Annotated in this window: 21 protein-coding genes; 9 read left to right on the forward strand and 12 right to left on the reverse strand. The window is 70.9% G+C overall.

What is annotated here, in order from left to right; translation table 11 throughout:
- Positions 1–67 precede the first annotated feature (67 nt).
- Positions 68–400 (reverse strand): iron donor protein CyaY, encoded by a 333-nt coding sequence (gene cyaY, locus D7X74_RS18495; protein WP_120534290.1) that lies wholly within the window; start codon positions 398–400, stop codon positions 68–70.
- A 16-nt stretch (positions 401–416) separates the two neighbouring features.
- Positions 417–956, reverse strand: coding sequence for a histidine phosphatase family protein (locus D7X74_RS18500; protein ID WP_120534291.1), 540 nt, complete (start codon positions 954–956; stop codon positions 417–419).
- A gap of 186 nt (positions 957–1142) precedes the next feature.
- Between D7X74_RS18500 and D7X74_RS18505 the strand changes: the two genes are divergently transcribed.
- Positions 1143–1823 carry a hypothetical protein gene (locus D7X74_RS18505; RefSeq protein WP_120534292.1) on the forward strand — a complete coding sequence of 227 codons (681 nt, stop codon included), beginning with the start codon at positions 1143–1145 and terminating at the stop codon, positions 1821–1823.
- A 4-nt stretch (positions 1824–1827) separates the two neighbouring features.
- On the opposite strand, the gene D7X74_RS18510 is transcribed toward D7X74_RS18505, so the two are convergent.
- Positions 1828–5619 (reverse strand): FAD-dependent oxidoreductase, encoded by a 3792-nt coding sequence (locus tag D7X74_RS18510; RefSeq protein ID WP_120534293.1) that lies wholly within the window; start codon positions 5617–5619, stop codon positions 1828–1830.
- A gap of 185 nt (positions 5620–5804) precedes the next feature.
- Here D7X74_RS18510 and D7X74_RS18515 point away from each other — a divergent pair, with 185 nt between their 5' ends.
- Positions 5805–6743 (forward strand): class I SAM-dependent methyltransferase, encoded by a 939-nt coding sequence (locus D7X74_RS18515; protein WP_233602159.1) that lies wholly within the window; start codon positions 5805–5807, stop codon positions 6741–6743.
- A gap of 14 nt (positions 6744–6757) precedes the next feature.
- Entirely contained in the window at positions 6758–8662 is a 1905-nt protein-coding gene (locus D7X74_RS18520) for a hypothetical protein (protein WP_233595947.1), read from the forward strand.
- Positions 8663–8668: 6 nt separating this feature from the next.
- Here D7X74_RS18520 and D7X74_RS18525 read toward each other — a convergent pair whose 3' ends face one another.
- The 3 genes from D7X74_RS18525 to D7X74_RS18535 are packed head-to-tail and all read right to left on the reverse strand — an operon-like array spanning position 8669 to position 12538.
- Complete coding sequence (locus D7X74_RS18525; protein WP_120534294.1) at positions 8669–9478, reverse strand: hypothetical protein; 810 nt, start codon at positions 9476–9478, stop codon at positions 8669–8671.
- 43 nt (positions 9479–9521) lie between these two features.
- Positions 9522–10307 (reverse strand): hypothetical protein, encoded by a 786-nt coding sequence (locus tag D7X74_RS18530; RefSeq protein WP_120534295.1) that lies wholly within the window; start codon positions 10305–10307, stop codon positions 9522–9524.
- Complete coding sequence (locus tag D7X74_RS18535) at positions 10304–12538, reverse strand: glycosyltransferase family 4 protein (RefSeq protein ID WP_120534296.1); 2235 nt, start codon at positions 12536–12538, stop codon at positions 10304–10306. Before D7X74_RS18535 ends, D7X74_RS18530 begins: the two co-directional genes overlap by 4 nt.
- 30 nt (positions 12539–12568) lie before the next feature.
- On the opposite strand from D7X74_RS18535, the gene D7X74_RS45045 reads away from it, so the two are divergent.
- Both D7X74_RS45045 and D7X74_RS18545 read left to right on the forward strand, forming a co-directional pair.
- Positions 12569–13681 (forward strand): glycosyltransferase family 1 protein, encoded by a 1113-nt coding sequence (locus tag D7X74_RS45045; protein WP_120534297.1) that lies wholly within the window; start codon positions 12569–12571, stop codon positions 13679–13681.
- A 62-nt stretch (positions 13682–13743) separates the two neighbouring features.
- Positions 13744–14310, forward strand: coding sequence for a hypothetical protein (locus tag D7X74_RS18545; RefSeq protein WP_147446611.1), 567 nt, complete (start codon positions 13744–13746; stop codon positions 14308–14310).
- Positions 14311–14370: 60 nt separating this feature from the next.
- Here D7X74_RS18545 and D7X74_RS18550 read toward each other — a convergent pair whose 3' ends face one another.
- Positions 14371–14883 carry an NADAR family protein gene (locus tag D7X74_RS18550; RefSeq protein WP_120534299.1) on the reverse strand — a complete coding sequence of 171 codons (513 nt, stop codon included), beginning with the start codon at positions 14881–14883 and terminating at the stop codon, positions 14371–14373.
- 90 nt (positions 14884–14973) lie between these two features.
- Here D7X74_RS18550 and D7X74_RS18555 point away from each other — a divergent pair, with 90 nt between their 5' ends.
- Entirely contained in the window at positions 14974–15708 is a 735-nt protein-coding gene (locus D7X74_RS18555) for a hypothetical protein (protein WP_199741849.1), read from the forward strand.
- 18 nt (positions 15709–15726) lie between these two features.
- Here the strand turns inward: D7X74_RS18555 and D7X74_RS18560 are convergent, their stop codons facing one another.
- Positions 15727–16659, reverse strand: a complete 933-nt coding sequence (locus tag D7X74_RS18560) for a GDP-mannose 4,6-dehydratase (RefSeq protein ID WP_120534301.1) — start codon at positions 16657–16659, stop codon at positions 15727–15729.
- A 1-nt stretch (position 16660) separates the two neighbouring features.
- Positions 16661–17632: a GDP-mannose 4,6-dehydratase gene (gmd, locus tag D7X74_RS18565; RefSeq protein WP_120534302.1), complete on the reverse strand. Its 972-nt coding sequence runs from the start codon at positions 17630–17632 to the stop codon at positions 16661–16663.
- A gap of 137 nt (positions 17633–17769) precedes the next feature.
- Here gmd and D7X74_RS18570 point away from each other — a divergent pair, with 137 nt between their 5' ends.
- The 3 genes from D7X74_RS18570 to D7X74_RS44265 all read left to right on the forward strand — a co-directional run bounded on the left by D7X74_RS18570 (position 17770) and on the right by D7X74_RS44265 (position 21572).
- A complete protein-coding gene (locus D7X74_RS18570) occupies positions 17770–19038 on the forward strand; it encodes a myxosortase-dependent phytase-like phosphatase (RefSeq protein ID WP_120534303.1) in 1269 nt (422 codons plus the stop codon).
- Between the two features lie 58 nt (positions 19039–19096).
- The gene (locus D7X74_RS18575) at positions 19097–20896 is read left to right on the forward strand and encodes a bifunctional UDP-sugar hydrolase/5'-nucleotidase (protein WP_120534304.1); all 1800 of its coding nucleotides are present in this window, start codon (positions 19097–19099) and stop codon (positions 20894–20896) included.
- 229 nt (positions 20897–21125) lie between these two features.
- Entirely contained in the window at positions 21126–21572 is a 447-nt protein-coding gene (locus tag D7X74_RS44265) for a hypothetical protein (RefSeq protein WP_233595887.1), read from the forward strand.
- A 212-nt stretch (positions 21573–21784) separates the two neighbouring features.
- Here D7X74_RS44265 and D7X74_RS18585 read toward each other — a convergent pair whose 3' ends face one another.
- The 3 genes from D7X74_RS18585 to D7X74_RS18595 form a co-directional block, all read right to left on the reverse strand.
- Positions 21785–24565 carry an Hsp70 family protein gene (locus tag D7X74_RS18585; RefSeq protein ID WP_120534305.1) on the reverse strand — a complete coding sequence of 927 codons (2781 nt, stop codon included), beginning with the start codon at positions 24563–24565 and terminating at the stop codon, positions 21785–21787.
- A 25-nt stretch (positions 24566–24590) separates the two neighbouring features.
- Entirely contained in the window at positions 24591–26453 is a 1863-nt protein-coding gene (locus tag D7X74_RS18590) for an Hsp70 family protein (protein ID WP_120534306.1), read from the reverse strand.
- Positions 26454–26552: 99 nt separating this feature from the next.
- On the reverse strand, positions 26553–26961 hold a 409-nt coding region (locus D7X74_RS18595), incomplete at its 5' end, for a DUF2760 domain-containing protein (protein WP_147446612.1).

Genomic DNA, 26961 nt, shown 5'->3' on the forward strand with positions numbered 1-26961 from the left:
CTCCTGAGCGCCGGGCCCAGGCGGGCGGGGGCGACAGCGTCGTGGTGGCCCAGGTGGGCCCCGGCGCTCAGGAGGGGTAGACGAGGTCCTGGCCGGTGAGGTGCTTCACGACGCCCGCGACGAAGGCGTACAGCTCCAGCCCCTTGCCCTTGTCGTCCTTCCAGGTGCGCGAGGCCTCGTCGTAGTCGAAGTGGATGCCCTGGCCCTGGCCGGCCACCCAGAGCTGCCGGACGGCGCGCTGGGTGTTGATGATGCACTTCTCACGGGAGCTGGACGTCAGCGTCACCATGTCGCCGGTGCTGTCGGCTTCCAGCACGTCCGGGTCGAAGGCATCCGCCGCCGCCAGGATGCGCTTGAAGGCGGCGGCGACGAGCGGGTTGTAGCGGGCTTCGTCCATCATGACCGCGCCCCAGACGTCACTGGATGACGTCGAGGATCTGCTGGCCAGGGGCGGCGTAGAACAGGAACTTCAGGTGCTGGGCGGGGGGATTCTCACCCTTCTCGCCGGGGACCTGGTCCTCGGTGCTGGTGGGCGTCTCTGGCCACTCCAGCGCGATGACCGTGCCCGGGTTCACCGGCTTGGGGAAGGACTGCAGCCCCAGCAGGTGCGCCGCCAGCGCGCCCATGGAGGGCTGGTGGCCCACGAGGACGAGGTTCTCTTCCTTGTGCTCCTTGAGCACCGGATCCACCGAGCCCACCGGCTTCTCCGGCAGGAGGCAGGGATGCGCGCGCAGGATGCCCTCGTACTTCGCCGCGGTGGAGAGGATCTGCGCCGTCTGAACCGTCCGCACCAGCGGGCTGGTGAGGATGAGGCTGATGGGCCCCATGCGCTCAGCCAACGACGCGAAGTGCTGGGCGATGTTCACGCGGCCCTTGGCGGTCAGCGCGCGCGCCTCGTCGCCGAGACCCTCGGGGGTCTCTGCCGCTTCGCCGTGCCTTACCAGGAAAAGCCTCAAAGTCCCTCCACTGAACGCGACAAGCCCGCGGTTCGTACATGACCGTGGCCCGGTTGGTCAAAGGTAATGCGGCGAATGTTCAGTGGCCGGAACAGCCGACGTGGGGTCGGCGTTCGGCAACCGGCGCTCGCGGGGGCCTGTCGGAGCATACACTGCCCCACGCCGGTGGCGCTCCCTGGAGGTGGCATGCGCAAGCTGTGGTGGTGGTTGCCCGTGGTCGTCATGCTCTCCGCGTGTCGCAAGGATACGGTCGGCGAGGGCCCGGAGGCTGGCACCGAAGGCGGGGAGACGGTCGCCCGGCTGGAGGGCGAGGCAGCCCCGGGCGCTGAAGGGGACGGTCCCTACACGGTGACGAAGGCCAAGCTGGATGCGTACGTGGGCTACCAGCGCAAGATGCTGGAGGTCTACGGCTCGCTGATGCGGGGCCTGCAGGACATGGGGCCGCTGATGGACGCGGGCACGCCCCAGGCGCTGGAGGCGGCCCGCTCCGGGCTGAAGCTCATCGAGCGCAAGGCCCAGGCGGAGACGGACGCGCGCACGGCCGCGGGCCTCACCACCGACGAGGTCAACCGCATCGCGGAGGTCGTCACCTCCGTCATCAGCCAGCGCCAGATGGGCCGCACGCTCCAGTACGAGGAGGAGCTCAAGAAGCTGGAGGCGCTCCAGGCCCGCATGCCCGCCGAGCAGCAGCAGGAGCTGGCGCCGCAGGTGGAGTCCATGCGGCGGGAGGTGGAGGCCTTCCAGAAGCTCCCGGAGGCGCGCCGCGAGTTCGGCGACGCCAACGTGGACGTGGTGCTCACCCGCGAAGCCGACCTGACGAAGAACTACCAGGACATGCTCAAGGCCTTCGCGGGCGTGCGGCGCTGAAGGCCTAGACGCGCTTGAGGTGTGGGGCCTTCTTCAACAGCTGCGCGAGGAAGGTGTCGCCCATCTTCTCCAGCACCGTGTTGCCGCGCAGGCGCTGGTTCAGGTTGACGAAGTCCACGTGGTCCAACCGCTGGTCCTGGTTGTAGCAGGAGAACACCCACGTCTCCTTGCCGGTGAGCGGGTCCACGTGCCGCTGGAGGCACTGGGCGCAGATCTCCTTCATCATGCACTGCATCGGTGAGTTGATGGACCCGATGGCCTCGTGTCCGGGCTTCAAGTACGGCTGCAGGATGCCGTGCCGCGCCTCGGCCACCGCGCGCATCATCCGGTCCGAACCGATGGCGATGATGCGGTCCACTTCACTCAGCTGGATGACCGGCGTCACGCCCAGCTTGCCCTCGGCGTAGGCCACCATCGCCTGCACCACGTTGCCCCGGAAGGCCGCGTCCTGCGGACGCCGGACGTCCAAGAGCTCCCCGCCGTCCACGGACCAGATGACCTGGTCGGTGCCCACCTCAATCTCGTCCTGCTTGAACGAGTCCGCCTTCATCCGGTAGCCGGCGAAGTAGACGACGCGGCAGCCCGCCGCCTTGAGCGAGCGCGCGATGGAGAAGAGCACCGCGTTGCCCAGGCCGCCGCCCACCAGCACCACCGTCTCGTTGTGGCCGATTTCGGTGGGCGCGCCCGTGGGGCCCATCAGCACGACGGGCTCGCCGGGCTTGAGCGCGGCGCACAGGCGGGAGGAGGAGCCCATCTCCAGGACGATGGTGCCCATGAGGCCCTTCTCCTTGTCCACCCACGCGCCCGTGAGCGCCAGGCCCTCCATGGTGAGGCGCACGCCGTCCACGACGGGGGCGCTCCGCTCGAAGTTCTGCAGACGGTAGAACTGGCCGGGCTGGAAGTGGCTCGCCGCGAAGGGCGCGCGCACCACCACCTCCACGATGGTCGGCGTCAGGCGGTTCACCGCGACGACGGTGGCGAGGAAGGCCTCGTCCAGCTTCGCGAAGTGCTCCGCGCGCTTCGCCTCGCGCGCCGCCTGGGCGCCCTCGTTGGCGAAGTCCATGGCGGAAATCTCCTTTGCGAACAGGCGCGCCACCTGCGGGTGCCCGTCCTTCGCGCTGGCCATGGCCTTCACCACGTTGCCCGCGTAGCTCGGGTGGTTGTCGCCGTAGAAGGACACGAAGCGGCCGTCCTTCTCGTACGACGTGAAGAAGCCCACCTTCGCCTCGGGGTCCTCGGAGGCCGGCACCGACTGGAGCGTGAAGCCGTCCGGCGTGCCGTCCAGGGCCTCCACCAGCTCGTGGCCCTGGAAGTACTCCTTGCGCCCATCCAACTGGAAGGTGCCCGGGTATTCCTTCTCGTACGTGACGTTGGGGGACGTGCCCGCGGCCACGCACACCGTCTTCGCCGGCAGCTCGAAGTACTGGCCGCTGCCCTTGAGCTTCCCGTCCACCGTCACCATGCGCTCGAACTTGAGGGCGCGCACCGCGCCGGACGCGTCCGGCAGCGCCTCCACGGGGCTCATCCGTTCAATGAAGCGGATGCCCTCCTCCAGCGCCTTGGTCACCTCCTCGTGGTTGAGGCGGTAGGCGGGGGACTCGGTGAGGCCGCGGCGGTAGCAGAGGCTCACGCCGCCCCACGCGCGCACCAGGTGGATGAAGTCCGGCGAGCGGCCTTCGGCGTGGGCCTTCTGGCGCTCGGCGCGAACCGCGCGGCCGTGCTCCAGGAAGGTCTGGTAGGTGGCGCGCTCCTCGGCGTCCAGGCGCGCGACGACGCCCTCCTCGCCCAGGTCCGCCACCAGCTTCTCGTGGCGCTCCAGCGTCTTCTCCACCTGCACCGGGTAGTACGCCATCAGCTCCGTGGCGGTGTCCACGCCGGTGAGGCCGCCGCCGATGACGATGGCCGGCAGCTGCACCTGGAGGTTGGCCAGCGAGTCGCGCTTGAAGGCGCCCGTGAGCTGGAGCGCCATCAGGAAGTCGGAGGCCTTGCGGATGCCCCGGATGAGGTTGTTCTTCATCCCGATGATGGTGGGCCGGCCCGCGCCCGCGGCGATGGCCACGTGGTCGAAGCCCAGCGCCCACGCGTCATCCAGGGTCAGCGTGCCGCCGAAGCGGATGCCGCCGTAGATGCGCAGGCCCTCGCGGCGCGCGAGCGTCAGGTGGATGAGCGTGAGGAAGTTCTTGTCCCAGCGCACGGTGATTCCGTACTCGGACACGCCGCCGAAGCCCTCCAGCACGCGCTCGTCCAGCTCGCGCGTGAGCCCGCGCCAGTCGCGGATGGGCGCGAGCTTGTGGCCGTTGCGGCCCACCAGCTCGTCGGGGAAGGGTTCAATCTTGAGGCCGTCCACGCCGGTGACGGCGAAGCCTTCGTTGAGCAGGTAGTGCGACAGCGTGTAGCCGGCGGGGCCCAGGCCCACCACCATCACGTTGCGACCCACGTAGGGCAGGGCGTACGGGCGGCGGATGTTGAGCGGGTTCCAGCGCGTGAGCAGGCCGTAGATTTCAAAGCCCCACGGCAGCTCCAGCACGTCGGTGAGCGTGGCCGTCTCCGCCAGCGGGATGTTCACCGGCTCCTGCTTCTGGAAGATGCACGCCTTCATGCAGTCGTTGCAGATGCGGTGGCCGGTGCCCGGGCACATGGGGTTGTCCAGCGTCACCATGGCCAGCGCCGCCACGGAGTCACCCTCGCGCTTGAGCGCGTGCGCTTCGGAGATGCGCTCGTCCAGCGGGCAGCCGGTGAGCGGGATGCCCAGGGGGTTCTTCTTGAACGAGTGCCCCTCCGCCACCGGGTCCTTCGCCGGGAAGCCCTTGGAGCAGGAGTCCTTCTGCCGCTCGTGGCAGATGACGCAGTAGTCCACCTCGTTCATCACGTCGCGCGAGGTGCCCCGGCGGTCGGTGAGCTTGAAGCCGTCGCGGTGGCGCAGGTGGTGCTCCAGGCCCTCCGTCTTCTCCTCCAGCTGCGCGTCCGGGCGCTGCAATTGCACCAGCTGGTCGAACACCAGGGGCTTGGGCAGCCGCAGCGTGGGCCAGGTGTGGAAGAGCGCCTTCGTCTCCGGGTGCAGCGCTCGGGCGTACGTCCACCGGTCCGCCAGGGACAGCAGGGCGCGCACGGCCTGGAGCTCCGCCGCGTCGTCACCCTTCGTCACCAGGCTGGAGCCGAAGGCATCCGCGCCCTCGGGGGAGGCGGTGAGCGCGACGCGCAGGGCGGCCCACTGCTCGCGCAGGGCGGGGGCGCGCTCCTGGTTCGCGGGGGGCAGGTTGCCGGAGAAGAGCCGCTCGATGTCGAGCAGCGTGAGGATGGACTCCGCGAGGCCGCGCTCCAGGTCGCCGTGCGCGAGCGCGTCCGGGAAGCCCAACTGCATGAGCAGGCGCATGCGGCCATCCAGCGCCGGGAACTCCGCGAGCGTGGGACGGTCCTGGGCGCCCTTCTTGAAGACGCGGCGCGTGATGAACTCGCGCTTGAAGTCGAAGAGGGGCAGCTCGCCGCGCAGGTGGCGGGCCAGCCGGTCGGACTCCGTGCCGATGCCGAACAGGGTGGCGACGAAGCGCGACACGTGGCGGGCCACCTGGATGAGCAGGTCGGACTCGGCCGGGCCGGACGGCGTGGTGCCTCCGGACTTGCGGTAGGCGTCGAAGGCCTGGAACAGGTCCGGGGCGTCGCCCTGGAGCTGGGCGTCGAAGCGCTCCGAGAGCCGGCGCAGGCCGCTGGGGCGGTACAGGTCCTCGAAGGAGAAACCCGGCAGGCCCAGGTGGAGGGTGGGAGCAGGGGCGGAGGCGGGTTCGGTCAAGGCGCGCATGTCACGGGACGGGGGAGGAGAACCTGGGACAACGATTCCGGAAGGGGGCCTATTTCGCGGCGTGTCGTCCGGAAAGCAAGGGGGCTTGCAGGCAAGGATGGGCGCAGGCGATGGGCGCCAGTGCCCCCGCTTGTCCCCATCCGACGTGTTGAGGCGGTCCAGCCTTGGGATTACGGTGCGCCGCCATGATGGACAACGCCGCCCGCCGCGCCGCCGAACCGCACCTGGCTCCCGTGCCGGACGCCTGTTACCTGTGCAAGGGAGGGCGCCTGCGGCTGCGTCACCGGGCGCGCGTCGCCGGGACCCAACCCGAGGGGGCGGCTGCCTACAACTGCACCTCCTTCGGCCACCGCAGCCACCCGCCCATCTGGGGCTGCGAGGACTGCGGGATGATGTTCCAGTGGCCCATCCAGTCGCCGGAGGCGCTGCTGCAGGCGTACCAGGACGTGGAGGACCCCCTCTACGTCGCGGAGAAGGACAACCGCTACCACACCTTCCGCCGCGTGCTGCGCGAGCTGGGCCCGGCCCAGGGGCGCACGCTGCTGGATGTGGGCGCCTACTGCGGCTACTTCCTGGACGTGGCGCGCGACGCGGGCTTCCGCCCGGAGGGGCTGGAGCTGTCGCGCTGGGCGGGCAACAACGCGCGCGGCCTGGGCTTCACCGTGCACGGCGTGCCCCTGCGGGAGCTGGCGGCGAAGGGGCTCCAGTACGACGTGGTGACGCTGTGGGACGTGGTGGAGCACTTCGCGGATCCGCGCGAGGAGCTGAAGGCCGCGCTGAAGCTGGTGCGCCCCGGCGGCCGCATCTACCTGTCCACCATCGACGCGGGCAGCCTGCTGGCGCGCGTCATGGGCGGGCAGTGGCCGTGGCTGATGGACATGCACCTGTTCTATTTCGGCCGCCGCACCCTGGCGATGCTGCTGGAGGAGGTGGGCTTCCACGTCACGGATGCGCGGACGTACACGCACATCATCTCCGCGGACTACCTGCTGCGGAAGGTGGGGGCGAGCTTCACGCCCGCGGCGCCGGTGCTGGAGCTGGTGCGGCGGGGCGTGCCGTCCAGTTGGTCCATCCCGTTCAACCTGGGTGACAACATGTTGATGGCCGCCGAGCGGCCTCTCTGAGTCCCCCGGCGACCATGTCCCTGCCCATGTCCCGCCGGATGCGGTGGGCGCTCCACCCGCTGGTGCTGGGGGTGTCCTTCCTGCTGTCGGCGTTCCACACCTGGCCGCTCCTGTCCCAGTTGAAGGGATACGTGCTGGGCGGCCGGGAGGACGTCTACATGAACATGTGGCACCTCTGGTGGATGCGGCAGTCCCTCTGGGTGCAGCCGCAGAATCCCTTCTTCGCGCCCTACCTGCACTGGCCGCTGGGGGCGGAGCTGTACTGGCACACGCTGGCGCCGGCGAAGACGCTCTGGGGCGTGGTGCTGCTGCCGTGGATGTCGGTGGAGACGGCGTACAACGTCGTGATGTTCGGCGCGTTCGTGCTGACGGGCTACACGTCGTGGCTGCTCTTGCGCTACCTGCTGGAGCGCGCGGGCCACGGGCCGTGGCTGGCGGCGGCGGCGGCGCTGGCGGGCGCGTGCGTGTTCAACTTCTCGCGCTACCACCTGACGCACGCGACGACGCACCTGAACCTCTCCGCGCTGGAGGGGCTGCCCCTCTACCTCTACTGCTTCTTCCGGTGGCTGGACGAGGGCAAGCGCCGGTGGCTGGTGGGGCTGTCGGCGTGCGCGTTGTACGTGTTGCTGTGTGACTATTACTACCTCGTCTACATCGCGCTGTTCTCGCTCTTGTGGGTGGTGGCGGAGCGGTGGAAGCGGGGGCCGCTGGTGTCGCTGGACACGTGGAAGGACCCGCTCGTGCGCCGCGCGGCGGCGGCGGGGCTGTGCGCGGGGCTCGCGTGCGTGCCGCCGCTCGTGCCGCTGCTGCTGCATGCCTTCCCCGCGCCGCTGCAGATCCACCACGGGGACTCCGACTACTTCACGGACCTGTACGCGTTCTTCATTCCGGACACGCAGTCGGCGTGGATGACGTCGCTGCCGTCGGCGGCACGTCAGTTCTCCGTGGACCTGGTGCGCACGAAGATGTCCACCAACGCGGAGGAGTCCGGCACCTTCCTGGGCTGGGTGACGCCGCTGCTGGCGGTCTTCGCGCTGTGGCGGGGCGTGCCGGACGGGCGCCGGTGGCTGGGGCTGGGGCTGGGCTTCGCGGTGCTGTCGATGGGGACGGTGCTCAACATCGGGCTGGAGGACCGGGTGTCTCCGGGGGTGCTGCTCTTCGCCATCGGGCTCGCCGTGGCGCTGGTGCCGTCGTGGCGGGAGCGCGTGTGGCGGCGGGACGTGCTGCTGCTGCTGGCGCTCGCCGTCTGGATGGCGTGGGCCGAACCGCTGACGTCGTTTGGCCAGCCGCTCAAGGTGCAGGTTCCCATGCCCTACGTGGTGTTCAAGCACGTGGTGCCGCTGTTCTCACGCGGCGGCATGCCGGTGCGCTTCGTGCTGCTCACGCTCCTGTCGCTGTCGGTGCTGGTGGCGTTCGCGGCAGCGCACGCGGGGGCGTGGGCGTCGCGGCGCGATGCCCGGCTGGGCGTGGCGGTGGCGCTCGCGGTGGCCCTGGTGCCCAACGTGGAGTACCGGGGCCTGTTGATGAACGTGCCCCCGTTGCCCCAGCTGCCGCCCGTGTTCGAGGAGATCCGTGAGGCGCCCATGCCGGTGGCGGTGCTGACGGACAACATCCTGGGGCAGTGGGAGCAGATCTTCCACGGCAAGCCGGTGTCGTTCGCCCGGCTGTCGCGGTTGCCGGTGCGCGAGTCGGCGCTGGTGGACTCGCGGTTGATCCGCGCGGCGGAAGGGATGCGCTCCGCGTTCGGCACCGTCACGCCGGAGGAGCGCGCGGAGATGCGGCGCTTCCTGCAGGAGCACCACTTCAAGTGGTACGTGACGCACTTCTTCCACCCCATCCGTCACCAGTTCATCGAGGACGAGCTGGGCGGAGAGCTGGTGCACCGGGACGGCTACGTCACCGTCTACCGGTTCCCCTGAGGGGGGTCAGTCGCACTCGGCGTACTGGGGGTTCTGGCGTTTCGGGGCGCTGGCGGAGACGGCGCTTCCGTTCACCTTCACGGTGACGACCTCGTCCGCGGACATCAGGGCCCCGCACTCGCCGGCTCGCGCGTGACAGCTGCGGGTGAGGATGAAGGTGCCTTCCTTGGACGCTTCCAGGCTCGTGACGTCGCAGCGGTAGGCCGTGGGGCCGTCGCCCGCGGACTTGTCCACATCCTCTTCGCCCACGGCGTCCGTGGCGCCGAGCACTTCGCCGTCCTTGCCGAAGAGGACGAAGTGGTACCGGGTCAGCGAGCCGTGGTTCCACTTCCCTTCCTCTTCTTCGGCGTCCTCCTCGCGCTCCTCGCGGGTGAACACGCGCAAAGTTTCGCCGGAAGGCAGCTTGAAGGATTCCTCCCGGGCTTCCAGGGCAGCGCCTTCCCGCTGGGGGCAGGACTGCTTCTTCGCGGGGACCTTCACCTCGCGGGAGTAGGTCTCCGGGGAGAGCAGCTTGAAGTGCTCGACGATGGGGGTGGCCTCATCGGGGGCGCAGACGCCCAGGAGCCACACCCAGAAGCCGGGCTTGAGGCCGGGCACGGTCTTGCTCTGGACGAGCTTGGGTTGGTCGTCCTTGAGCTTCAGGCCCGTCTTTTCGAGCACTTTGCCAAGGTCGCCCCAGGAGACCATCTTGGCCTCGGCGTCGGCCTGGGTCTTGGCGCCCTTCCAGATGATCGCGACGGCCTTGTTGCCAGCGGCCCCGGCCCGCGAGGACCCGAGCAGGGTCAGCAGGCCCAAGGCGATGATGCATGAACGCATGACGGTTCCCCCTTTGACTGCATTGGATACGCCGTCCGTGAGGCTAATTCTTCTTCGGGCCTCCGCGCTTCGCCTGGGAGCGGCGCGCGGGTGGTCTCTTCGCGGGGGCGGTGCGCGGCTTGTCCTGATGGCCCTGGCGTGACGGACGCTGGGGCTTCGAGGAACCGCTGCTGGACGGCGGGGCAGGGGCCGTGTCGCCGTGCGCGGGAGTCTTCTCCCCGGCGGGAGCCGGACGTCCGTACTGAATCTCCGGCGGCGGCTTCGGCGGACGACCGCGCCCGTCCTCCGCTGCCTGCGGCTTCGGAGACCGGCTGTTCCCGTCGTGCGCGGGCATCGAGGGGTGGCCGTACTCGATGTCCGGCGGCGGCTTCGGATGGCGACTGGATTCGAACGCGGGCGTCCTGGCCGGACGTGCACCTTCCGCCTGCTGCGCTCGTGCCGCCTGGGCGCGCAGGGTGTCCACCTCGCGGCGCAGCCGGATGACTTCCGCGGAGAGCTGGGCGTACGAATCGCGCACCAGCCCGTTGAACACGCGCTGCCGCCCCAGCGTTTCGTTGATCAACACCTGGCACGTCTTGCGAAAGGCCCACTTGGCCAGGAGGACCACCTGGCCCGCGCCCCCACGGTGCGTGTGCAGGGGCAGGGCGCGCGTGGTGTCCGCGTTCTCCTCCAGCGCGTGCATGTTGAACGACAGCGGATCCACGCGGGGCTCGACGCCGTCCTCCGGCACCTCCGCCGCCTCCGACGTGGGCAGCCCGCGCGTGCGCAGCCGCTCTTCGATGCGGGCCACCAGGGCCCCCGTGGGAATGTCCCGTCCGAGCAGCTTCATCGGTGTGTCTCCTCGACGATGCGCGCCATTTCTTCCCGGTACGCCGCGACCACCTGGGGCCACGTGTGCCCTTGCGCATAGGTGCGGGCCCGCTTGCCCAGCGCGTCGCGGGCCTCGCCCACTTCGCGCAGTCCTTCGATGAACGACGCCAGCCCCCGGTACACCCGGCCCGCGCCACTGCGCTCCACCTGTCCCACCAGCACGTCCGAGTGACCGTTCACCAGCACCGGCGTCCCGTGCGCGAACGCCTCCAGCGTCAGCAGCGACAGGCTCTCGAACCTCGACGGCACCACCACCGCCAGCGCCCCGGCCAGCGCATCGTGCTTGTCCTGCTCCTCGATGCGCCCCACGTGCCGCACGCCTTCACCGTGCAGCTCCATGTGCGCCTCGCCCGCGAGCACCAGCTCCGGCGCGTCCGCGTAGCGCTCGCGCAGCTGGCGGTAGAACGTCAGCAGCTCCGGCACGCCCTTGCCCGGCTCCAGCCGGCCCACGTAGAGCAGGTAGCGGCCGTGCACGCCGTGCTTCTCCCGGAAGCGCTCGGGCGCCGCCGGCAGGGCCTGCACCCCCACGCCCACCACCCGCGCCCGCGCGTGCTCCGGATGGACGCGCCCGAACATGGCGACCTCCTCCGGCGTGTTGCACATCAGCACCCGGGGCCGGTTGAACACGTCCCCGTAGACGCCGAAGCGGATGGGTGGCTCGTCGTGCGCGGTGGGCACCAGCATCGCGCGGTCCGCCACCAGCGGCAGGCCCATCACCGTGGGCGCGTACAGGTACGTGAAGAACAGGTAGCCGTCGTACGCGTCCTGCGTGGAGGCCAGGTGGTCGATGAGGCCCGGGCTCAACGGGCCCTGCTCCGCCACCCACTGCTCCTCGCGCAGCCGCTCGTTGCTCTTGTCGAACACCTGGCGCGACAGCCCGTTGAACGCCTGGATGTTGCGCTTTCGCGTCACCGGGAAGCGCAGGACCTTCACCCGGCCCATGCGCTCCTCGCCCGGCGGGAAGGCGTTCTCCCACGACAGGTGGTTCTTCGCGCAGGTGGTCAGCACCGTGATGTCCCAGTGCGGCGCCAGTCGCTCCGCCACCTGGGCCGCGTGGCTCTCCGCGCCTCCCGTCACTTCTCCGTAGCGCTGCACCACCAGCGCCACGCGCGGCCGCTTCGGGGTCCGGCGGGGACGTGGCGGCGGGGGCACCACGCCTTCGAGCGCCCGCGTCAACGACACCTGCGCGGCGGCGGGGGAGAAGTGCTGGAGGCGGCGCGTCTGGCCTTCGATGACGGACCTGCGCAGGTCCAGGTCCTCGCTCAGCTCCACCGCCAGCTCCGCGAGGAACGCGAAGCGCTTCTGGTCGAACCCGATGCCCGCCCCGCCCATCGTCTCCGGCACCGCCGCCGCCGCGTACGCCATCACCGGGACCTGGGAGGCCATGGCCTCGATGATGGGCACGCTGAAGCCCTCGTGCTCGCTCATGGACACGAACACGGACGCGGAGCGGTACACGGCCACCAGCTCCGCATGCGACAGGCGCCCCAGGAACTCCACCCCGCCCAGGGCCTTCGCCTCGCGCTGGAGCCCCTTGAAGTAGGGGCTGCCCGCCTCGTAGCCGCCCACGAGCAGCAGGCGCGCCTGGGGACGGATGCGCAGCAGCTCCCGGTGCAGCGCCAGCAGGTCCTCGAAGCGCTTGTGTGGCATCACCCGGCTCACCGACACCAGGGTGGGACCAGGGCCGGAGAGGCCCGCGAGCATCCGCGGATCCGCGCCGGAACCAGCGAAGCGCTCGGGTTCGACGAAGAGCTGCACGGTGTGCACGTTGCGGTGGCCCGCGACGCGCAGCTCCGCGCAGTTGTAATCCGAGTCCCCGATGGACACGTCCAGGAAGGGCGCCATCGCGGCGACCTGCGCGCGGCCCGCGATGAGCGCGTGCTCCAGCGGCGTGCCCGGGTAGAAGCGCGCGGGGCTGATGTTGTGGAACACCACGCCGCGCTTGCAGTCCAGGTGCATCAGGCGCCCGCTCAGCGGCGACGCGATGCCGTGGTGGTACAGCACCAGGTCATCCGGTTTCGGGCGCAGCGCGGGGGCGGGGCGGGCCATGCCTTCCAGTCCCGCGCCGACCTCCTGCGCGTAGATGTCGCCCGCGTGCCCCATGCGGCGCAGCAGGAGTTGAAGGTGCAGCGCGGCCTGCCCGGAGGCATCGCCGGGGCCGAAGCTCGGGATCAACTGGTGGACCGCCATGCGGGGCCCTGTCTAGCACAGGGGCATGGTATGAGGCGGCCCGTGTCGACCCTCGGACCCATCGCCCTCGACGCCACCCTCTGGGACGAACCCACCACGGGCATCGGCCTGTACACCCACTGCCTCGCGGACGCGCTCAAGGCCCAGGGCGTCGCGCTGAGCCTGATGGGCGCGCGCACGTCGGGCGACCGTCCCCGGGGTGCCCAGAAGCGGACGACGTGGACGCTGGGCACGCTGCCCCGCGAGCTGCGGCGGTCACCGCCGCCCGTCTACCACGCGCTCGGCAACTTCAACCTGCCGCTCACGCGCGTGCCGGGCACCGCCTACGTGCTCACCGTGCTGGACCTGGTGCCGCTGGACTTGCCGAGCACGGTCTCCAAGCTGTTCCACTGGCAGTTCCGGCTGTGGCTGGCGCGCAGCCTGATGCTCGCGGACCGGCTGGTGTGCATTAGCGAGTGCACGCGCAACGACCTGCTGCGCCGCTTCCCGCAGGTGGAGCCGCGCACCGTGGTGGTGCCCATCGGCGTGGACCACGTGAACGTGCCGGAGCTGGACGCTGCGGGGGAGGACTTCCTGCGCGCGCTGACCCTGCCGAAGGACTACGTGCTGTACGCGGGCTCGCTCGATGTCCGCAAGAACGTGGACCTGGTGCTGGACGCGCAGGAGCGGCTCGCCGCGCGAGGGCGGCCCTTCACGCTCGTGCTCGCCGGGCAGAGCTGGTTTGGCTCCGGCAAGGTGGAGACGCGCATCGCGCGGCTGCGCTCGGAGGGGTTGGACATCCGGGCCCTGGGCTACCAGCCGTCCGCCATCTTCTACGCGCTGATGCGCCGCGCGGCGCTGTTCGTCTTCCCCTCGCGCTACGAGGGCTTCGGCCTGCCGCCCCTGGAGGCCATGCGCCTGGGCACGCCCACCGTGGTGTCCACCGCGGGCTCGCTGCCGGAGGTGTGCGGCGACGCGGCCCCGGCGGTGGATCCGGACGACGCGGAGGGCCTGGCGGCGGTCATCGACCGGCTGCTCGGCTCTCCCGCCGAGCGCCGTGCCCTGTCGGAAGCGGGCCCGCGTCAGGCCGCGAAGTTCACCTGGGCCCGCACCGCGGAAGGGACGCGGGCCGTCTACGATGCGGCGCTCCGCCACCGCCGGTAGGTCACCGGGCGGGAGGTGGCGGCGCCAGCCAACCGGCCCGCAAGGGCCCCTCTGGGAGGAACATGCGACTGCTCGTGTGGAGTGGAATCGTCTGCGGAATGCTGCTCGGGTGCGCCAGCTCGAACGCCGCGCGCAAGGCGGATGAGGCGCAGGAGCCCCAGCCCACCGCGCCCGTGGAGCAGGAAGCCCCGCCCACGCCCGTGACGCCTCCGGAGAAGAAGGCCCCGTCGCCGGCGGAAGCGGCGGAGACGAAGGAGGCGGAGGAGGTGCTGCCGCTGGAGGTCACGGAGACGCCCGCGCCGCGCGACCCCATCGCCATCGAATCGCAGAGCGTCCAGGGCAACCTCCTGAAGCTCGGCGTGCGGCATGGCGGCGGCTGCAAGACGCACCGCTACGGCCTCGCGTGGGACGGGCGGTTCACGAAGACGGCGAAGGGCGAGCCTCGCGCGGAGCTGACCGTGCTGCACGACGCGAACAGCGACCGGTGCAAGGCGCTCGTCTACAAGGACCTGTCGTTCGACCTCTCGCTGCTGAAGCAGGAGTGGAGCGAGAAGGGCAACGGCGACCACGGCACGCTGCACCTGGACTTCAACGGCATGCCGGAGCAGTCCGCGCAGTTCAAGTTCTGACGGGCGCGTCCAGAGGACGCAAGGAGGGGACCGCGCGTGAGCGACGGTCCCCTCCCTGCCTCAGTGCTTGCGGACGGGCGTGTGCCCCTGCGCGATGAGGTCCTCGCGCAGGCGGGTGAGCACCTTGCCCAGCAGGTTCAAGCCCCTCCAGGTGGCGGGGTCCTGGATGCGAGGATCCTCCACGTTCAACCCCACGCCCCAGATGCGATCCATGGGACTGGCCTCCACCAACTCCGTGCCCGCGGTGGACAGCAGCGTGTCCAGCAGCATCCGGTGCTGGGTGAACTTGGCGTGGTTGCCCTCGTAGACGATGCGCTCGCGCTCGCGCTCCCACACGGCCGCGTCGAACGGGCTCACCTTGCGGCCCAGCGCCTTGTGCTGCTTGGGCATGGCGGCGCGCAGCACCTGCTCCAGCACGCGCGTGTCCCCGAAGAGGCGCGCCTTGCCCGCCATCATGTACTGCTCCGCGCAGGTGTAGCGGACACCTTCCACCTCGAACACGGAGGGGTGCCACTGCGAGAACGGGGAGTCTTCCTTCCAGAAGAACGTGAACCGCGGTGTCCTCAGCTCCATCGTTGCCTCGCTGGGTTTGTGTTGAAATGACACGAACGTGGGACGGTGGAGGAACCTGACGGGGCCTTCTACAATGCCCGTCCTTCCGCCATGCGCCTTCAAGAAGCCCAGAAGCTGTTGGACCGTTGTTTCACGGGCACTCGGGAGGGCGCGCCCCGCCTCCACGAGCCCTCGGACCCTCGCTTCTCCGGGCGGGGGGGCGCGGTGTGGCTGGAGTACCGCTGGTACGTGCGCGAGCGCGGCATGGCGGAGGTGTTCCTCAAGTGGGACCGGGTGGCGTCCGGCGCGGAGAAGACGGCCGAGGCCACGGTGCTGCGCACGCACCTGTTGGGCCAGTCCCCCATGTTGTCGCAGCGCGCGCTGCGCACGGTGGAGGGCGGCACGCCGGCACCGGAGCGCATCCTGGACGTGCTGCGAGGCGACGGCATCCGCCGCGAGTGCGTCGCCAAGGGCCGCACCACCATCACGGTGGAGCACTGGGAGAGCACGCGGCCCACCGCGCTCCTGGACGAAGCGAAGTTCGTGGAGCTGGCCGCGCCCCTGGAGGCGGAGGACTCCACGCCGGAGTCCCGTCACGAAGCGGTGCAGCGGCTGTCCGCCGCGGAGCGCAGCCCGCGCGTGGTGGACGTGCTGCTGCGGATGGTGGCGCGCAAGCCGTCGCTGATGGCCCTGCGCATCCTGTCCGAGTGGGGCGAAGTCCAGGCCCGCGAGTACCTCCAGCGGGACCTGGCCGCGCTGACGCCGGGCAACGCGGCGGACCTGTGGGCCCTCACCGCGTTGGACCGGAGGTTCGAGGCGTGGGAGGCCCTGGCGCGCCCCGTGTGAGGCACGCCAGGACGGCCGTCAGTGCGACGGTGCTCCGCCCACCCGGGGCCCCAGCACGTCGCGCAGCGCATCCGCGACGGTGAGCTTCGGGGACCAGCCCAGCGCGCGCAGCTTGTCCGCCGAACCCACGAGGCTGGGGATGTCGGAGGGGCGCAGCCGCGCGGGATCCAACTCGATGCGAGCCTGCACGCCGGCCAGGTGGAGCATCTCCTCCAGCAGGCTGCGGATGGTGCGGCCCTCGCCGCTGCAGACGTTGTAGGCCTGCCCCGGCTCGCCCTTCGCGAGCAGCATCCGGTACGCGTCCACCACGTCCTTCACGTGGGAGAAGTCGCGGATGGCGTCCAGGTTGCCGGTGCGCAGGACGGGGTCCACCGTGCCCAGCGCGATGGCGCGAATCTGGGCGGCGAACGACGGCACGACGAAGGTGGGGTCCTGCCCCGAGCCCAGGTGGTTGAAGGGCCGGGCGAGGATGACCTCCATGCCGTAGCTGCGGAAGAACTGCTCCCCGGCCAGCTCCGCGGCGGACTTCGAGGCCGAGTACGGGCTCAGGGGCACGTGCGGGTACGACTCCGTCGCGAGGGTGCCTTCCGCGACGGGGCCGTAGACTTCACCCGAGCCCACCACCAGCACGCGAGCCTTGGGGGCGTTCTCGCGCAGGGCGGTGAGCAGGTGCAGCACGCCCATGGTGTTCACCGCGAAGACGCGCGCGGGGTTCTGGTGGCTCTTGGCCACCGAGCTGAAGCCGGCCAGGTGCAGCACGGCCTCCGGCTTCACCTCGGCGACCGCCGCCTTGACCTTCGCCTCGTCGGCGATGTCGAAATGCAGGGCGGTGCTGCTGACGCCCTCGCCTCGGGGCCCATGCACCTCCACCACTTCGTCGCCGGCCGCCCGAAGGGCGTGACAGGCATGCCGGCCGACGAAGCCATCCGCTCCCGTGACGAGGACGCGCATCTTACCGCTGCCCTGCCTTCACGCGCTCCATGTCGGCGTCGACCATCATCTCCACCAGCTCCTTGAAGCGGACGGTGGGCTCCCAGCCGAGCTTCTTCTTGGCCTTGGCCGCGTCGCCGATGAGCAGGTCCACTTCCGCCGGGCGCACGAACGCCGGGTCGGTGAAGACGTACTTCTGCCAGTCCAGGCCCACGCGCGCGAAGGCGATCTCCACCAGCTCCTTCACGGTGTGCGTCTCGTTGGTGGAGACGACGTAGTCGTCCGGCTCGTCCTGCTGGAGCATGCGCCACATGGCGTCCACGTAGTCGCCCGCGAAGCCCCAGTCGCGCTTCGCGTCCAGGTTGCCCATGGGCAGCTTGTCCTGGAGGCCGTGCTTGATGCGCGCCACGTTGTACGTGACCTTGCGCGTGACGAACTCCAGGCCACGGCGGGGCGACTCGTGGTTGAAGAGGATGCCGCTCACCGCGAACAGCTTGAAGGACTCACGGTAGTTCACCGTGATGTGGTGGCCGTACGCCTTCGCCACGCCGTACGGGCTGCGCGGGTAGAAGGGAGTGTCCTCCGTCTGCGGCACTTCCAGCACCTTGCCGAACATCTCGCTGGAGGACGCCTGGTAGAAGCGCACCTGCGGGCGGGTGTGGCGGATGGCCTCCAGCATCTTCGTCACGCCCAGCGCGGTGAACTCACCGGTGAGCACCGGCTGGTTCCAGCTGGTGGGCACGAAGGACTGCGCCGCCAGGTTGTAGACCTCGTCCGGCTGGGTGAGGCTCAAGAGCGCCGCCAGCGAGAACTGGTCCAGCAGGTCTCCCTGGTGGAGCGTCACCTTCCCCTGGAGGTGAGCGATGCGCTCGAACTTCTCCTCGGAAGAGCGGCGCACCATGCCGTGCACCTCGTAGCCCTTCTTGAGCAGCAGCTCCGCCAGATAGCTGCCGTCCTGCCCGGTGATGCCCGTAATGAGTGCGCGCTTGGCCATGGCCCTTGTCTGTTCGCTGGGAGACGTGTTCGTTGTACCCGAGCCTTTCGCTGTCTGCCAACCGTTCCAGGGTTCCTGGAACTTGTACCGGCCCCTGCCCATGGCTAGGTAGGGAGCGACCTGCCCAGGAGCTGCCCATGCGACGTGCCCCTCTCTCCGCCTTGACGGCCGTCCTCGTGAGTACGGCCGCGGGAGCACAGACGCCTCCGGTGTCGGCCCCGTACCAGTCCCAGACCCAGCCCGGCGCCCGCTCCGGGGGCGGCACCGTGGACGACGTGGCGCTGTGGGTGAATCCCACCAACCCCGGGGCCAGCCGACTCTTCACGTCGGACCGGAACAACGGCTTGTTCGCCTACTCGCTGGACGGCACGGAGGTGCAGGGCATCACGGAGGGCGCGTCGACGAGCGTGGACGTGGTGTACGGCTTCCCGGTGGGTGACGGTGTGACGCAGGCGCTGGTGCTCAGCGCGAATCCCACGCTGTCGGGCCTGGTGCCCTACGTGGTGGATTCCACGCCGGACGCGGGCGGTGGGCTCACGCGCCTGTCACCGACGGCGGCCACGCTGGATGTGGGCGTCTCCTACGGGACGGTGCGCCTGTCCCGAGGGGCGGACGGGACGTTCCAGGCCTTCGGGGGGCTCGCGGGCGGGGGCTTTCGGCAGCTCGAGCTGACCCCCACGGATGGAGGCGTCACGGCCACGCTGGTCCGTGAAATCAACACCGGCATCGTGACGGGCATCGTGGTGGACCCGTCCCAGCGCGCCGTCTACGTGGCGCAGCAGGGGCAGGGGCTCTACCGCTACGGCGCGGGCGCGGACGCGGGCATCGAGGGCCAGCAGGTGGCGCCGCTGGGGGATGGCGGCCTGTCGTCAATCGGACGGCTGACGCTGTACGAGTCGTCCGGGGCGGACGGCTACCTCGTGGTCTCGGATCCGAACGCGAACGCCTTCGTCGTCCTCGATCGGCGCACGCTGGGGCGGGTGGGCGCGTTCCAGCTCACGCAGGACGGCGGCACCGACGGCGTGGAGCAGTCGCGCGGCGTGGTGGCGTACCCGGGCGCGCTGGGCGCGGGCTTCCCGGAAGGGCTCTTCGTCGCGCATGACGGTCAGAGCAGCAGCACGTTGGGCGACAACCTGAAGCTCGCCTCGTGGGGCAGCGTGGCCCGGGCGTTCACGCCGCCGCTGGCCATCGCGCAGCAGACGGATGGCGGCACGGGAGACGGCGGCACGGGAGACGGTGGCACCGGGCGGGATGGCGGCGGCGGGATCGTCATCGGTCCTGACAACCCGGGTGGCAACGGCGATGGTACGGATGGCGGCTGCGGGTGCTCCAGCACGTCGGTGCCCGCCGCGGCGATGCTGGGCCTGCTGGCGATGGCGCTGTGGGGCCGGCGCCGCCGAAGCTGAGCAGGGAAGCGCGAAGCGGGTTGAAAGCGAAGGGGGCGCGGGATGAAGTGCGCGCCCCATGCGCACCTTCCGTCTCACCGCCCTGGCGCTCGCTGCGCTCATCTCCGCCTGCCGGGGTGGGCCCCAGCCTGTTGCCAACGCCGTCACGCCCTCCGCACCGCCCGCTGTCGTGGAGCCCGTGCGGCTCACGCTGGTGGGGACCAACGACTTCCACGGCTGGGTGATGCCCCACCGCGCCACGCTGCCGGACGGGCAGAAGGTGGAGGAGGGGGGCGCGGCGCTCTTCGCGTCCTACGTGGCCCGGTTGCGCGAGGACAACCCGGGTGGCGTGGTGCTGGTGGACGGAGGCGACCTGTTCCAGGGCACGCTGGCGTCCAATCTGGTCGAGGGCGCCATCGTGGTCGACGTGTACAACCTGCTCGGGTACACGGCGGTCGCCATCGGCAACCACGAGTTCGACTACGGGCCGGTGGGCCCTGGCCCGGTGGCCACGCGCCCGGACGAGGATCCGCTGGGCGCGCTCAAGGCCCGCGTGGGGCAGGCGAAGTTCCCCTTCCTGTCCACCAACGTGCGCGAGAAGGACGGAAGCCACCCGGCCTGGCTGGGCAACGACGGCACCACGGTCGTCACGGTGAAGGGCGTGAAGGTGGGCCTGCTGGGCCTGTCCACGCTCCAGACGCCGCAGACGACGAACCCCGCGAATGTGGCGGGGTTGAAGTTCGAGTCGCTCGCCCAATCCGCGCAGGAGGCCACCCGCGCCTTGCGCGAGAAGGGCGCGGAGGTGGTCATCGCCGTCGCGCACGCGGGCGGCAAGTGCACGGACCTGTCGAACCCGCGCGACACCTCCGGGTGCTCGAAGGACGACGGCGAAATCTACGCGGTGCTGGACGCGCTGCCGCCGGGCTCCGTGGACGCGGTGGTGGCGGGCCACACGCACCAGACCATGGGGCACTTCTTCGGCGACGTGCCGGTCATCGAGACGACGGGCCTGGCCCGCTCGTTCGGCGTGGTGGAGCTCTACGTGGATCCGGTGAAGCGCCGCGTGCTGCCCGAGCGCACGCGCATCCAGGCCGCGCTCCCGGTGTGCGGCGCGGTGGACGCGACGTTGAACACCTGTGATCCGCTGCGCCTGCGCGACGCGAAGGGCGTGCGGATGGTGCCGGCCACCTTCATGGGCGCGCCGGTGACGCCGGATGCCCGGGTGGAGGCGCTGGTGGCCCCGGCGGAGGCGCGCGTGGAGGTGGAGCAGCGCCGTCCGGTGGGCGTGGAGATCAAGGCCCGCATGCCCCAGGTGTACGAAGCCGAGAGCGCGCTGGGAAACCTGATCGCGGACGCGATGCGCAAGGAGGCCCGCTCCGACGCGGCGGTGATGAACGCGGGCGGCATCCGCGCGGACCTGCCCGTAGGTCCGCTCACGTTCGGGAAGCTCTACGAAGTGCTGCCCTTCGACAACACGCTGGCGGTGCTGGACCTGACGGCGGACGAGCTGCGCCGCTTCCTCACGTTGGCGTACGGCGGCCGCAAGGGTGTCTTCGCGGTGTCCGGGCTGGAGGTCACCCTGGGGGCCTGCACGGGGCCGGAGCGGTTCAAGGGCGTGACGCTGCCGGGAGGCGCGCCGCTGAAGGCGAAGGGGACCTACCGGGTCGCCGTGCCGGACTTCCTCCTGCGCGGGGGCGACGGGGTGGGAGCGCTGACGTCCACGCTGCCACAGGAGCGGATCAGCCTGTTGCAGGGCCAGGACCTGCGCGAGGTGCTGACCGCGTACGGCCGCGCGCAGGGAAATGCCCTGAAGCCACCGGCACTTGGACGCGTTCGCATGGTCAGGAGCGAGGCGCCCTGCGCCGAACCGAAGCCCTGAAACCCCAGGGTCCTGGCGTTGGAAATTTTCCCTCCCCGCTGATCCGCTGGCACTGAACGGACGCGCAACCCAGCGAAAGATCAGCGAAAGGCGCCCGGGCCGAATTTTCGGCCTGGGATCAGTTTCCAACGGGCGGAAACCTCCCTACTCTAGGGCACGCGAGATCCCTTGCCAGCCGGGCCCTGAGCCAGCGTGCGCAAGCAGGAGTTCGTGCGTGGGAGGGACAGAGATGCTCTACAAAGTGACCCCGATGATGGTCCCGGTGGCGCCCGAGAAGGAAAAGGCGCGTGAGCCGGGGCAGCCGCGCAAGCGGCGCAAGTCCTCCGTCTACGACGCGGACGGCCACGAGGTGCTCATCTCGCTGATGTGCCTGAAGTGCAAGACGCTCAGGCCGCTGGCGCAGTTCGGGCTGCGGAAGATGGCGGATGGCGCCATCCGCAACCAGCCGTGGTGCCGGGGTTGCCGCTCGGGCGCGGGCACGAAGAAGCCCAAGAAGGACGAGGCCCAGGCCAAGACCACGGTCGTGGCGGCGGTCCCCGTGGAGGCGGTCCTCCAGGTCGTCGTCGCGGGCGTGCCGCTCGACGCGGCTCCGGTGGAGCCCACGCTCGTGGAGCTGACGCCGGCGGTCCAGGCCGACGCCGAAGCCACCGACGCGACGGCCACCGCCCCGGTCTGATCCACGGGCCGTGGGATGTTCCGCCCTGGGTGGGGTGCGCGATCAACGCTCGCGCCCCACACGGGATGGATCCGCCCGGCGGGGTGAGGCGGATGCCCGCGAACTTTCAACGCGACCTGGGAGGTCGGCCCTCGTTCACTGATTGAGGACGTCGTCCCTGTCGCAGGCAGCGCCCCGCGCCGAAGCGTCGGGGCATCTCGTACCCGCCCGGATCAGGACAGCCGCAGGCCCGCCGGCAGCGTATCGCCGAGCGCCCGCGCTTCGTCCGCGGCCTCCAGCGCCACCACCTCGCGCACCATCCGCACCCAGGTGTCGGACGCCTTCGCCGCGACGAGCGCCTGGGCCGTGCGCTCCCGCAGCTCCGGATCCAGATCGCGTGTGCGGTCGCCGGTGAGGCGCGCGAGCTGGGCGGCGGCGAAGGGCGCCCCGTCCACCTTGCGCAGGTCCAGCATCAGGAGCAGCTCCAGCCACGTCTCCGCGGTCTCCACGTCCACGACCTTGTGGCTGCTGCCGTAGAGCGGCACGCGCGCGCCCAGCCGGCCCAGGGCCCACGCCCACGGGCCTCCGGAGCGGGACTCGACCCGCAGGCGCGAGGCGATCCACCGGCCGGCCTCCGCCTTGTCGCCCGGGGACAGGTGCTCCAGCGAGGCCACGGTGCGGACCATCTCGTCCAGGCCCTCCGGCTGGATGCCCTTGAGCTTCGAGGCCTGCGCGGGCGCGTCCAGCGGGATGCGCCGGGCCAGGTGGGGCTGGAGGTACGTGAAGAGCTTCTGCTGCTGCGCCTCGGTGAGGCCGCCCGCGATGCGGCGCCACATCACCCAGAACTCCGTCCACACCGCCTTGTCCTGGTGGTGCTGCACCAGCGCGTCGAAGAGGCTGAAGGTCTGCTCCGCGCGCCAGCCGTCCAGCGGGTAGCCGAAGCCGGGGCGCAGGCAGAAGCCGGTGAGGCTGTAGAAGACGCGCTCGTGGTCATCCGTGCGGCGGCGCTTGCTGGCCCCCGCGTACAGCGTGCTCCAAAGCTCGCGCAGCACGGGCACGCGCCACGTGTCGCGCGGGCCCAGCACCTTCTCCAGCGTGCGGGACAGCTGCTTCACGTCCTTGGGCCCCAGGGGCAGCGGCTTGTTGCCGTAGACGCGCTCCACGTTGTCCTTCGCCTCGGCGAAGCGCGCGGGCATGGACTCCGTGACGGTCAGCTCGTGCGAGCCGCCCGTGCCGCGCAGCTCGAACTCCAGGCGCCAGCGCTCGTCCGCCACGTCGGACACGCAGAACAGCTCCAGCGTGCCAATCTCCGTGAGCGCCGCCTGCAGGTGCACCGGCACCTCCGTCACCTTGCCCGACGCGCCCTTGAGCAACGTGTGGATGGGCGGCAGCGGCTTCAGGTCGTCCGCCAGGGGCACCAGGTCCCCCGGCTTGTCGATGCGGTCGCTCGTCGTGGAGTAGAGCGCGAACTGCACCGGGCGGCCCAGCGTGAGCGTGAACGGGCGCTCGCCCAGGTCCACCTTCTGCCCCTCCTCGAAGCCGCGCGGGATGAGGCAGAGCGAGGGCTGCGCTTCGCTCTCCGCGCCGCGCTGCAAACCCACGTAGTACGCGCGCGCCGCGCCACCGCCGATGCGCAGGCCGTGCCCGCGCCGCACCAGCCCGTAGTACGCCGCGCCCCGGGCGACGGCCAGCTCCAGCGACTCATGCTTCAACAGCGGGATGCGCGGCGCCTGCGGCCACCACGCGGACAGCGCGTCCACCAGCCGCGCCGAAATCTGGGGCGAGTTGAACACGCCGCCGTTGAGCAGGATGGCGTCGGGGCGGGGCAGGGCGCCCTCGGTCGCGGGCGTCTCTCCCAGCGCCGCGAAGCCCGCCGCCGCGTGCTGCGCGAGGAAGGCCGCCAGGTGCCGGGTGACGGCCGGATCCTGCACGTACGGAAGCCCCAGCTCCTGGAGCGCCATGCGCGCCGTGCGACGGGGCCGCTCCTCGGGAGGGGACAGCGGGAAGAAGCCGTCCAGCACCAGCGCGTGCGCTTCGTCGCGCCCCAGCTCCGTGGACAGCGTGCCGCCCAGCAGCCGGCTGCCCTCGCTGATGAGCGACAGGCCGTACTTCTCCGGAGGCTCGCGGCCGAGCAGCTCCTCCTTCGCGGTGCGAGCGGCCTGGATGGCCTGCGTCCACTGCGTCGCGGACAGGCGCCGGCCGTCCTTGGAGAGCTTCTCCTCCATGCGCCGGGCGAGCGCCGCGTCCATGTTGTCGCCGCCCAGCATCAGGTGGTCGCCCACCGCCAGCCGGCGCAGCATCGGCCCTTCCGGCGACACGCCCGCGTGCACCAGCGTGAAGTCGGTGGTGCCGCCGCCCACGTCCACCACCAGCACCAGCCGCACCTGGGACAGCGTCTGCTCCAGGCCGGAGCGGTGCCGCGCGGTGTAGTCGTAGAAGGCCGCCTGCGGCTCCTCCAGGAGCGTGAACTTCTCCAGCCCCGCCTTGCGCGCCGCGCTCACCGTGAGGGCGCGCGCCGCCTCGTCGAAGGAGGCCGGGACGGTGATGACCACCTCCTGCTTCGCGAGCGGTTCGTCCGGGTGCGCGAAGTCCCACGCGCGGGCCATGTGCGTGAGCAGCAGGGCGGAAGCGTCCACCGGGGACAGCTTCTGCACGTCCGCCGGTGCGCCCCACGGAAGGATGGGCGCGGAGCGGTCCACGCCCGGGTGGCACAGCCAGCTCTTGGCGCTGGCGATGAGCCGGCCGGGCACGCGCGCGCCCTGCCAGCGGGCCAGCTCGCCCACCACCCACGGCCCGCCGTCATCGCCCCAGGGCAGGCGCAGCGACTCCGGGGCCAGCTCGTGGCCGCCGGGGACGTAGACGGTGGACGGCAGGAGCGCGCGCGGGGCCACCTCGCCCTGACGGACGAGCTGGGGCAGGGGGAAGTCTTCGACGGGCGCCCCCGCCCCCTTGCCTGGATCCACGGAAGCCACCGCGCAATGGGTGGTGCCCAGGTCGATGCCGACGATTCGCATACGCCTCCGGTGTACGGGGCCTCTTCTACTCCTTCATGCGCACGTTGAGTTCCAGCTTCCAGCGCCCGGGGCCATCCTTCTCCAGGCACCGCAGCTCCAACGTGCCCACCTCCGTCACCGCCGCCTGGAGGTTCACCGGCGTCAGGTCCCCGTACGGGGTGGCCTGCCCGGGCAGGGTCGTCTCGATGGGGGCCACCTCTTCCAGCCCCCCGGACGCCAGCTCCGAGTCCACGTCGTCCAGGAGCACGCCCACCCGGTCATCGCGCCGCACCGACGACGCGAAGAAGCGGAAGCTCGTGGGCTCCCCGGTGACGAGGCCGAACTCCTGCGGCGGCACGTCCGCCTGCGTCCCCTCCTCCATGCCGAAGGGCGCCACGCACAGCGCCTTCACGGGCGGCTCCATGCCCGGCACCGCCGGCATCGCCGTCTCCACGCCCACGTAGTACGCGCGCGCCGTGCCGCCCCGGATGCGCAGGCCGTGCCCCTGGCGCACCCAGCCGTAGTACGCCGCGCCCCGCGCCACCGCGAGGTCCAGGTCCGCCCCCTCCAGCTCCTTGGCCGGGGGCGCGCCTTCCGCCGAAAGCCACGCGTTGAGGACCTCCATCACGCGGCCCTTGAGCGGCCCCGCCTTGAAGACGCCGCCGTTGAAGAGCACCGCGGTGGGGTGCAGGAAGCCCTTGCCCGCCACGTCCACCGGCGAATCCGCGCTGGCCGCGAGCGCCTGCGCCTGTCGGGTGAGGAACGCCGCCAGGTGCTTCGTCACCGCCGGGTCCTGCGAGTACGGCAGCGCCATCTGCGCAAGGCCCGTGCGCCGCGCGGTGCGGGGCAGGTCCGTGACGGGGGACACCGGGAAGAAGCCGTCGGTGAGGACGCGGTCCAGCTCCTCGCGCGTCAGCTCCGTGCGCAGCGTCCCGCCGATGAGCGACGAGCCCCGGCCCGGGATGGCGATGGGCACGCGGTCCACGGAAGGGTCCGCGTACAGCGTCTCCTTCGCGTGCCGGCACCCGTAGGTGAGGCCGTTGAACTGCCACGCGTCCAGCTTGCGGCCCTCGGCGGCCATGCGCTGGCTGAGCGTGTGCGCCAGGGCCAGGTCCATGTTGTCGCCGCCCAGGAGGATGTGGTCGCCCACCGCCACGCGCAGCAGCTCCAGGTCGCCCTCGCGGTCCTTCACCGTGATGACGGAGAAGTCGGACGTGCCGCCGCCCACGTCCACCACCAGGATGACCTCGCCGGGCTGCACCTGCCGGCGGAAGTTCTCCCCCATCGCCTCCAGCCACGCGTACAGCGCGGCCTGCGGCTCCTCCAACAGGGTGATGTGCGCGATGCCCGCCGCCTTCGCGGCCTCCAGCGTCAGGTCGCGCGCCGCCGCGTCGAAGGACGCCGGGACGGTGACGATGACCTCCTGCTCGGAGAGGGCGTTGCCGGACTCCCCCTGGGCGCGGGCGAAGGTGTGGTCCCACGCCTCCTTCAGGTGGCGCAGGTAGCGCGCGGAGGCCTCCAGCGGGGACACGCGCTGCACCTCCTCCGGGGCCTGCCAGGGCAGCAGCGCCGCCCGCCGGTCCACGCCCGGGTGCGACAGCCAGCTCTTCGCGGAGGACACCAGCCGCGTGGGCACCTTGGCCCCGTGCGAGCGGGCGAAGTCGCCCACGATGACGCCCGGCTCCGGGTTCCACGGCAGCCCCAGGCTGCCCTCGGGGAACTCCTGCGCGCTGGGGAGGTAGAGGAAGGAGGGCAGGAGCGGGCGCGCTTCCACGGTGCCGGGCGCGGTGACCTGCGGCACGGGCAGCATGGACTGCGAGGGGCCGCGCGGCTTGCCATCCTCGAGGTTGAAGTAGGACACCGCGGAGTGCGTGGTGCCCAGGTCGATGCCGATTGCGTATCGGGCCATATCGGTCAGGAACCCCTCATGAGGGGCCCCTGAATCCTTTCACCTGGAAGGGAAGGGGACTTCACGGAAAAGAGCGCTGCCTCGCGGCCCGGAAGGGCGTCAGGCGAGTTCGACCTCCGCCGGGGCCAGCACCCGGGGCTCCATGGCCGGGCTCACGGACGGGAACTTCACCTCCGTGGTCACCCAGCCGTGGTGCCGCAGCGTGCCCCCATAGGGAGGCTGGCCCGCGACATTGCCCGTCAACCGGATGCGCTGGGCATCGAAACCGGCGGGCACCGTCACCTTGTCGCCTTCTGCCTGCGGCAGCACCGGCTGGAGCGTCAGGTACTGGTGGACCACCTTGCGGCAGCCCTCATGGACGATGCGGGCCGCCGCGCCCACGTCCGCGTCCGGGAAGGCCGCCACGTTCTCCTGCACGAAGTCCAGGAAGCGACCCTCGCGCTGCAGCATGGCGAGCAGCGACAGGGCGCTGGCGTGCTCGCGCTCAGGCGCCAGGGGAGGGGGGGGC

The sequence above is a fragment of the Corallococcus sp. CA047B genome (assembly GCF_003612065.1).
GTDB lineage: Bacteria > Myxococcota > Myxococcia > Myxococcales > Myxococcaceae > Corallococcus > Corallococcus praedator.